At 42.8% G+C, this 7,842-nt stretch carries 11 protein-coding genes; 3 read left to right on the top strand and 8 right to left on the bottom strand.

Annotation, left to right across the window (positions count from 1 at the left end; all coding sequences use genetic code 11):
- Window positions 1-40: 40 nt before the first annotated feature.
- Both AABE15_RS06430 and AABE15_RS06425 read left to right on the top strand, forming a co-directional pair.
- A complete protein-coding gene (locus AABE15_RS06430; protein ID WP_338330462.1) occupies window positions 41-304 on the top strand; it encodes a type II toxin-antitoxin system RelB/DinJ family antitoxin in 264 nt (87 codons plus the stop codon).
- A complete protein-coding gene (locus AABE15_RS06425; protein WP_338330461.1) occupies window positions 301-564 on the top strand; it encodes a Txe/YoeB family addiction module toxin in 264 nt (87 codons plus the stop codon). Before AABE15_RS06430 ends, AABE15_RS06425 begins: the two co-directional genes overlap by 4 nt.
- A gap of 33 nt (window positions 565-597) precedes the next feature.
- On the opposite strand, the gene AABE15_RS06420 is transcribed toward AABE15_RS06425, so the two are convergent.
- From AABE15_RS06420 to AABE15_RS06395, 6 genes are all read right to left on the bottom strand, one after another.
- Window positions 598-1,026 (bottom strand): hypothetical protein, encoded by a 429-nt coding sequence (locus tag AABE15_RS06420; protein WP_338330460.1) that lies wholly within the window; start codon window positions 1,024-1,026, stop codon window positions 598-600.
- Between the two features lie 22 nt (window positions 1,027-1,048).
- Window positions 1,049-1,516: a type II toxin-antitoxin system antitoxin SocA domain-containing protein gene (locus AABE15_RS06415; protein ID WP_338330459.1), complete on the bottom strand. Its 468-nt coding sequence runs from the start codon at window positions 1,514-1,516 to the stop codon at window positions 1,049-1,051.
- 82 nt (window positions 1,517-1,598) lie between these two features.
- Entirely contained in the window at window positions 1,599-2,213 is a 615-nt protein-coding gene (locus AABE15_RS06410; RefSeq protein ID WP_338330463.1) for a Gp138 family membrane-puncturing spike protein, read from the bottom strand.
- Between the two features lie 97 nt (window positions 2,214-2,310).
- The gene (locus tag AABE15_RS06405) at window positions 2,311-2,820 is read right to left on the bottom strand and encodes a hypothetical protein (protein WP_338330458.1); all 510 of its coding nucleotides are present in this window, start codon (window positions 2,818-2,820) and stop codon (window positions 2,311-2,313) included.
- The gene (locus tag AABE15_RS06400; protein ID WP_338330457.1) at window positions 2,817-3,701 is read right to left on the bottom strand and encodes a baseplate hub protein; all 885 of its coding nucleotides are present in this window, start codon (window positions 3,699-3,701) and stop codon (window positions 2,817-2,819) included. The genes AABE15_RS06405 and AABE15_RS06400 overlap by 4 nt, the downstream gene beginning before the upstream one ends.
- The gene (locus tag AABE15_RS06395) at window positions 3,698-6,364 is read right to left on the bottom strand and encodes a lytic transglycosylase domain-containing protein (RefSeq protein ID WP_338330456.1); all 2,667 of its coding nucleotides are present in this window, start codon (window positions 6,362-6,364) and stop codon (window positions 3,698-3,700) included. Before AABE15_RS06395 ends, AABE15_RS06400 begins: the two co-directional genes overlap by 4 nt.
- 96 nt (window positions 6,365-6,460) lie before the next feature.
- On the opposite strand from AABE15_RS06395, the gene AABE15_RS06390 reads away from it, so the two are divergent.
- A complete protein-coding gene (locus AABE15_RS06390; RefSeq protein WP_338330455.1) occupies window positions 6,461-7,063 on the top strand; it encodes a hypothetical protein in 603 nt (200 codons plus the stop codon).
- A 30-nt stretch (window positions 7,064-7,093) separates the two neighbouring features.
- Here AABE15_RS06390 and AABE15_RS06385 read toward each other — a convergent pair whose 3' ends face one another.
- Window positions 7,094-7,375, bottom strand: coding sequence for a hypothetical protein (locus AABE15_RS06385; protein WP_338330454.1), 282 nt, complete (start codon window positions 7,373-7,375; stop codon window positions 7,094-7,096).
- 10 nt (window positions 7,376-7,385) lie between these two features.
- The coding region (locus tag AABE15_RS06380; RefSeq protein ID WP_338330453.1) for a phage antirepressor KilAC domain-containing protein at window positions 7,386-7,842 on the bottom strand (457 nt) is incomplete at its 5' end.

Here is a 7,842-nt window from a genome sequence, read left to right as displayed (position 1 = left end):
ATAATATACTAAACCTAAAGTATATAAAGGAAACGCATCCATGATGAACTTACAAATTAGAATTGATGAAGACCTTAAAGAGCAAGCCCAACAAGTAGCCAATGACTTAGGAATGGACTTAACCACCGCTGTTCGCATTTTTTTAAAACAAATGGTGCGTACACATGGGCTTCCGTTCCAGCCACAACTTGATCCTTTTTTTCTTCCTCAAAATCAAGCCGCTTTAAAACGTTCTTTACACCAACTCAAACAAGGAAAAACCGTTACCAAAACACTTAATGAGCTTCAGGAGCTAGAACATTGAACGTTAACTTTTCTTCGAACGCATGGGAGGAATACCTCTTTTGGCAAAACAACGATAAAAAGATTTTGAAAAAAATTAATGAGCTTCTCAAAGAGATAAGCCGACATCCCTACGAAGGAAAGGGCAAACCCGAAGCGCTTAAAGGTGATCTTTCCAGTTTTTGGAGTCGTCGCATCGATGAAAAACATCGCATTGTGTATCGTATTGCAAATAACCAGTGCGAAATTATTCAGTGCAAAGGACACTATGGAGCTAAATAAATTAAGAACTATAGTAGGAATAGAATAGATAAATTACTTTTTTACTGATCCAAATATATAACCTAAACACAAGGTTACTATGGTTGCAATTATACTGAATATTTTCAAATACAAACTTCCAAATCGGGGATAATGTAAAAGATGTATCTGACGTAGGGTGAGAATAACCCACATTGCGAAAAAAATAAATCCAATACAGAATAAAAAGATTATTAATAAAATAATAACGATAAACGCAATATTACTTGGTTTGTCCGCTTCTGAACCAATACATTTCCCAATCCAACCTATCTTTTGTTCGCGAGATTTCTGCTTATTGGCATATTTTAATTTTAGTGTTTCATGCCTTCCCCCATCCAAAGATATCCCTTTTCCTGAATTATCAAAAACATTTTGTTTAGATTCTAAAGTATTTTTAGATAAAATTGCTTGTTCAATAGAGTCGGTAGAAATAGAATCCATAATATTCTTTTGCATCAAATTATCATCGTTTGAAAGAAGCTAAATCCACAAAATATTGTTTTATAATATCATCTTTTATAATTTTATGACCCTCTTTTTTAGTAATCCACCACGGACTGTCCACTTCGTGCGTAATTTCGGACAGTTGATAAGCACTGCAATTAATATATTTCTTCCACACTTTATCGAGAAGATCATAGAATTGTTTTTGCGTTCTTGAAACAATATACACGTTATCTTCAGTAACAAAATATGAATCAATAGTTTTTTTTCCAAACCGTTTTGTTTTGGAATACAATTCAGCAATCACAGGCCCATAAGGCCACGCTTCAAATTTACCTTCAACAACTGGCTCATGGGTAATGGCCAACCCCCACCCATTCAAAAAAAACAACATTTTTTGTAATTTCATAGGGGTCAGATCCGAACGCTTTTCATTAAAAGCCTTCTCTAATATGCAATTTGCTACACATTCATCGTTATAGGGCATCGCAGTTTAATTAACCTCCTTTATCCATTCCTTCTTATTTTATCCCATTTTACTCCACATGATAAGAGGGTATTATTCCTTCTTATCTCGGTTGACCGGTAGTTCCACTCCCGCTCTGTACGCCACCATGCACATGTGAGGTAAGGGAGATGGAGCCTGCTTTCACATCCTTGCTGGCACTAACAGATCCATCAATCTGGGCGTCTTTGGTAACGTGTAAGGTACCATTAATCTGTACATTGGCGTCAATGGTTACGCCCTTGTCGGCTTTGATGTGGGTATCACCGCTGGTCACCAAAGTAATGTTCCCATCCTTCACCACAATGCGGGTACTGCCATCGGTTTTTTGCAACACCACCCCATTGGTTGAGTCGGCTTGCAGCTTTACTTGATTGAACATGTCCGGCACGAACAGAGCACTGGCAAAGGAGTGCTTGCGATAGGTTGGTGGCGGTCCTTCCGTTTTGTCTTTCAAAAAAGCGTGAACGTCGCGATCACAGGCCAAAATCCAGCCCAAATCCCCTACCGCAATGGGAAAGTTAAGACTAAACCCGCCTCCTCCTAAGGAAAGAATAGGCAAGTTGTGATAGGTTCCCCGGGAATAGCCTTTGCCGGTAGGATCCACGTATTGGATCTGCGGCGTCACCGAAACCAACCCTTTCTCGCGGTTTACTTGTTTTACTTTGCATGGCAGCATTACGTGCAAGTTGGCTTGAAACTCGCTCAAGATACGGGTTAGTGAAGCAAACGGACTGTGCTGATCGCGGGAGAAAAAATTAAGCGAAGAGGTCATGCTAATGCCGTTTCCTTTGTTTGGATTGAACGTGATAGGCTAAGGCTTTGTTTATCTGTTCTTCCAACAAGGCATCATACAGAACAAACACGTCCTTAACGCTGTAAAGCGTTTCTAGCTCATGCAACGTGGCGTAATGGTTTTGCAACAGGGCGCTAATCATGGGATTAAGGTTTTTACTTTGCCGAGCCACCCCTTTAGTATTTTCCACCACATGGGGTTTTTCCATCGGCTGCCACGTATCCAAAAAGCCAAAATTAAAGCGATGCACCACGTTCATCAACGCCTTAACCACCGCTACGGGGGCGACGACATGGGTGGGATCAAGCACGTACGCATCAATAGTTTCAGCGCTATCCAATATTTTTAATTGGTCTTCCACCACAACACTGGTTTTTTGCAGGAGCACGAGCGGGGAATGTTGATCAAAACGTTCAAACCCTTCGATTGCCGCAAAGAGTTGAATGCGATAGGTTTGGCCATAAAGCTCAACGGACTGTGCTTTTATCATTGCTGACACCATGCGGTTACAGAGAATTCATTGCTGCGCGACGTTAACCGATAGAGGCATTTAAACACCGTGAAGGATTGATTGTGAAAGGTTAAGGGATCCAGGAGACTTTTAAGATGAACCTTTTTGCCTACGGTCACGCGATGATCGAACATAATTTTAAACTGCGCCCCAGTTTCGTTGTATTGCGGCACGCCTAGAAAATTATCATAATCCAACAATTCATCATCAATGCCTTGATCCCCCAAATCAATGACGTTCAATATCGTGTTATCTACCCACGCCAAGGTTTTGCTGTAAAACATTTGATTGAGCTCGGCAATTAAGCCTTGGCCATTGGACGCCCCAATTCCAGCATTGGTAATGGTTTGATCGTCATACAAGGTGTTGCAATTCACGGTTAGGTTCAGCTGCTTGCCTACCCACAAGGCAAATTGCTTATAAGTTAAATTGGAGTTGAGCTGGTAAAATTTAAAATCGGAACGGCTGAAATAATTGGTGATGGCCATCAACCGTACCCCCACATCGGGCGGTCCAGACGTTAACTCTGCAGTAATCAGTTGTCCTTGGAAAATTAAATTAACCTGCTCTTGTTTGTTTATTTTATACCCTGCCGAAATAACGACGGGGGTGACCCACGCACGGGCGTTATCAAGGTTGTTTTGGTTATACCAATAATTGTATTTCGAAACGCGGGTAATTAAAATATTGCGCTGATGATCGGTAAGGTTATACACCACGATAGTGGCATTGGTATTAGGATCCAAGCAATTTTTTTCAATGGTCACTTCCAACGCCAATTGCTGATCGACATTGAGTTTAAACCCATCCGAATGGCTGATATCCACCCGAAGGATACGACGGTTTAACGATAAGCTCATGCCAACGTCCCCGATGCAAAGGAAGCCACCAATTTGGCATTGCTTTCGTCCAAATGGCGTTGTACTTCTTCACTAATGCGTTTGGGATCGTGGGCGTCGTGAATATGAATGTTAATGGTTTGATTTAACACCGGTGCGGGTTTGGGGGCTGGCGCTGGTTTAGGGGCGGGCGAAGAATAAATGGGGGGTTGCTGCGGGTTTGGGTTTTGTTGATAGGCTTGCAGCTGCGCATACTGCATGTTCATGGCCTCCATCACCGCCTTTGCCTTCTTGGCGTAATGCGAACCGTCCTCGGAAATATTCGCTGCATTCACCTTTGGCAGAGGCTTTGACATCGATGTTAAAGACGCTTTTTCCTTGTTCGCGTCATTTCCTGAATTGATATCGGGCAGATTAAGGTTTCTGGGATCGGGCCTCCCCGCATAGATTTGCAGCTCATTCACATCGGCGCGTTCTATGAGCTTGCGATAGGTTGGCCATAGTTTTTCAAGTTTAGCGTGAAGGATAATCAATTGCTCTTGCGCACTTTTCAATTTCTGACGTAACTCAAACGTCTGAACGGGCGCTTTTTTGGCCGCTGCAATGAAGTCTTCGTTTTTTTTGATCTCCGCTTCTCTTCTGATTTTATCATACGTGTATTGGTATTCTAAATCCTTCTTGGAAATGCCTTCCCCCGATAAAAGCTGTTGGGGATTAGTATTATTAAGTTCACCAGCAATCTCTGCAACCAACTGACTGTCGAAATACGGATCTCTGCCGGTTTTCTTGGGGTTATCGTAAGGGCTGATAGGAATTTTGGAGAGGACAGTATCGGCATATTTTTCCACCGACTTGGGCAACGGTTTGCCATTCAACATAGTGTGCGTTTTTAACCAATGGTCAATATTGCCTTGCCCCACGTTGTAAGCCATGGCAGTCAACCTTAGATCACCATGGTAATGTTCAAGCAACTGCCTTAACTCTTTGGTGCCCACGTCCACGTTCTTTGTAGGGTTCAGCGCCTCTTGCGGGGTTAACCCACACCGTTTGAGGGTATCGGGCATAAGTTGCATCAACCCCAACGCCCCAACTTTGGAACGGGCGTTGGGATCAAAATGCGACTCTGTATCCATAATAGCTTTGACAAAAGGGGCACTGACATTGTTTTTCTCAGCAGCTTTATCGATGAGGGAATCAAAGCGATGCGTGCCAGAGGTGCCATAAAGTTCATTTTTGCTGTACAACGCGTTGGGTTGATAGGAGGTGCCATGATTGGCATTGCCTGCCCACGCCAACCACACTTGGTTGGTATCCGTTAAGGTGTCGTTCAACGCACTGATGTTACCACTAAGCAAATCCAGACTTTGCAAGGTGCGCACCCGCAATTGCGAATCCTTCAGCTGTTGATCACGCTCCATGCGTGCTTTTTCTAACAACTCCTTATTGTGTTTGCTCAGGTCCTTTTCATTAACGTTTTTGGGTGTGATCAGCCAATTGGTCGCCTTGAGCATCACCGTGCCCAGTTTAACAAACCCTTCGGTAATCTCTTCAATAATGGGTGCAAAATACACGCCGATGGTGGTGGTTAATTTATTCCATTCCAGATCCAACTCGCTTTCACTTTGCTGTAAGGCCAAGATCGCCTCTTTGGCTTGTTGGCGTTGAATGATTTGCATGTTGGTAAGGGCGGTTTCTTGGCGTCTAGCCGCGGTGTTGTTGCGCAGCGCTTCGGTCTCTTGATAGGTCAAACCAATGGCATTGCCCACGGCCTGCGCTTGTGCTTCGGTCATCTTGCCCAATTGATCCGACAGATCGTTGATTAAAGCTTCGGTGCCTTTGTAATCGCCGTGTTGATCGCGCGCATCCACCTTGGCCATACGCAGCGCCACGCTGTTACGATTAAGGAGGTTAAGGTCACGCGCCGACGCCATGCCCACCGCCGCAATCTTTTCCATCATCTGCGCGGCATCGTTGGTCGTTAAAAACCCTTTGCCCGCACGAACCAAGGCACGTTGATGGTTTTCCACTTGCTGAGTACTCAATCCAATCTTATTGCCCACCTCCAGTTGCTGAGCCAACGCTTCACGGTATTGGTTGACGAAATGGCGCAAGACGATAAAGGCCGTCGTTAAAGCCACCACGGCCACCTTAAGCGGACCACCCAACAACGACGCCCCACCCATTCCTCCCGCTATCTCGACCCCTTCCATAAGGGCACGCTCTTCCATGGCGGCCTCTGCCGGCGCAGCAGACGCTTTAACCCCTGGTGTAGGGGGATTGCCTTCTCCTTTTTTCTCAAGGCTAGATCCTTTCTTATACGTTAAGGAGAATTGGTGCGCCACATGAATGACAGCGTTTTTTACTTCAATCACCATCGGCTGGCTGGATTTGGCCACCGACGACACAGCCGGATGCTTGCTATGAAGAAGCGCACACCCCAGTTTGCCCAAGGGGGCAGCATTCAATTGATTGCGGATTTGCGAAAGAAAATTGAGAACTTTCCCTGCTTCAGGTGAAATTTTGGTGAGCTGACCCAACACCTCATTCACGTTTTTGCCCACGTCCCCGACAAAGCGATTGGCACCATTGCCAAACAGCTTTTGTTTGGCTTGCAATTCATCCAACGCCTGGGCATTTTTGACATTAATCGAATATTGTAAGATGAATTCGTCCAGTACCGTCATGGGATACCTTTCAATAAAAAAGCCACCGCAACGGGTGGCTTGGTGAATATAAAAAAGAGGGATATAGTTTAAGCAATATTTAAGAAGGAGTATTTTATGAAAAAATTATTCGGAGTTCTTACAGTATTATGTTTGGTTAATATTATTCATATAGATGAAACAAAAGCACAGTTTATTAATACCTCTACAACATGGGAAAAAGACTGTATAAAATGGCATGCCAGTCCAATCCGACCAGAAAGTTTTAATACATATCTTTCGCGTGGATCTGATGAGAACGAGCTATATAATCGTCAAAATAAACCTATTTTTTTAGTCTTAACTTTAGATGATAATATTCCGTCTCAATTTCTCAAAAGTTGTCATCGTCCTAAATATAAAAATATTACTATTTCTGCTATAAATGACAGCTTTGTTAGCTTTGATGATGATTCAAAAAAACCCATTAAATCTAATAAGGCGCAATTTATTTTGAATTTTGATGATGGAATGTATGCAAAAACCTACAGTAAAGAACTTACAGAGTTCGAGCCTCTTCATATTTCAGAATTTATATTTCAATCACCCGAAATTATGAGGCAATTTTTTATCCATAGAGAACTTACGATTACAGCGAAATTAAAAGAAAGTGGTATGCATTACTTTGAATTTGATCTTACAGGACTTCATTTCCCATTAATCAAAACAGAAAACCCATAAAAAAAGCCACCGTTTGGGTGGCTTTGTGGGTTAATTTTGGTAATATAAAAGATATTTGTAGCCTGCTTCTAAAATTTTATGATGCAATTGGTTGCTATCTTGCTCTAATGCATACAGTAAATATTGCAGTTGACATAAAAAATCCTCTATTGAGCCCTCATAAACTTTTTCCTTTTCTAATTCAATTTTAAGCCCTTGCATCAATTGTGAAATAAGCTTGCAAACCACTGGGGTGCTACGGGTTAAATACGCTGCTTTTTTTAAAAGATCATGGGGAACAACGCTTTTGTTACTCAAGTCTTCAACGTTCATCACCCCCTCCTCACGCTGCTTTGCGGTTGAGAAGCTCGGCAAGCTTGGCTAAGCCTTTACGAGTGACCTTTGCCTGCTCAATGATTTTTTGACTTCCATCATCGCAAGAGATCTCCGTTACTTTGTGTTCCAATAATCCTTGTTGTATTTTCTTCTGATACGCTAGCCAAGTTGCATTTCCATTCCTGCGATAAATCCAACCGTTCTGAATTAGGTAATTAAACAGCTCTTTAGGTCTAACTTGCAAATCCTTTGCCGCATTCGTGATACACATGGATCCATCTGAGACAGCAATCCGTTCCAGTGCCTCCGCTTTCGGTTTGAGTTCCTTGATTTCTTCAGCCTGGTCGGCTGCTAATCTTAACGCTTCTGCATAGGTCTGAGGAATTGAAAACAATGCTATTTTATGTTGTTCATAAGCCTCAAAACGTTCAATAATCTCTATCGTAATTTCTGTAGCTTCTTTT

Source organism: Commensalibacter sp. Nvir (assembly GCF_963921845.1).
Lineage (GTDB): Bacteria > Pseudomonadota > Alphaproteobacteria > Acetobacterales > Acetobacteraceae > Commensalibacter.
Note: the sequence above shows the minus strand (reverse complement) of the source record. Positions and strands in the feature narration are given on the sequence as shown.

Excerpts from the sequence above, each read along its gene's own strand:
- AABE15_RS06420 (WP_338330460.1), bottom strand. The coding sequence starts at position 1,026 with ATGGATTCTATTTCTACCGACTCTATTGAACAAGCAATTTTATCTAAA.
- AABE15_RS06415 (WP_338330459.1), bottom strand. The coding sequence starts at position 1,516 with ATGCCCTATAACGATGAATGTGTAGCAAATTGCATATTAGAGAAGGCT.
- AABE15_RS06385 (WP_338330454.1), bottom strand. The coding sequence starts at position 7,375 with ATGAACGTTGAAGACTTGAGTAACAAAAGCGTTGTTCCCCATGATCTT.
- AABE15_RS06400 (WP_338330457.1), bottom strand. The coding sequence starts at position 3,701 with ATGAGCTTATCGTTAAACCGTCGTATCCTTCGGGTGGATATCAGCCAT.
- AABE15_RS06430 (WP_338330462.1), top strand. The coding sequence starts at position 41 with ATGATGAACTTACAAATTAGAATTGATGAAGACCTTAAAGAGCAAGCC.
- AABE15_RS06410 (WP_338330463.1), bottom strand. The coding sequence starts at position 2,213 with ATGCTGCCATGCAAAGTAAAACAAGTAAACCGCGAGAAAGGGTTGGTT.
- AABE15_RS06390 (WP_338330455.1), top strand. The coding sequence starts at position 6,461 with ATGAAAAAATTATTCGGAGTTCTTACAGTATTATGTTTGGTTAATATT.
- AABE15_RS06395 (WP_338330456.1), bottom strand. The coding sequence starts at position 6,364 with ATGACGGTACTGGACGAATTCATCTTACAATATTCGATTAATGTCAAA.
- AABE15_RS06405 (WP_338330458.1), bottom strand. The coding sequence starts at position 2,820 with ATGATAAAAGCACAGTCCGTTGAGCTTTATGGCCAAACCTATCGCATT.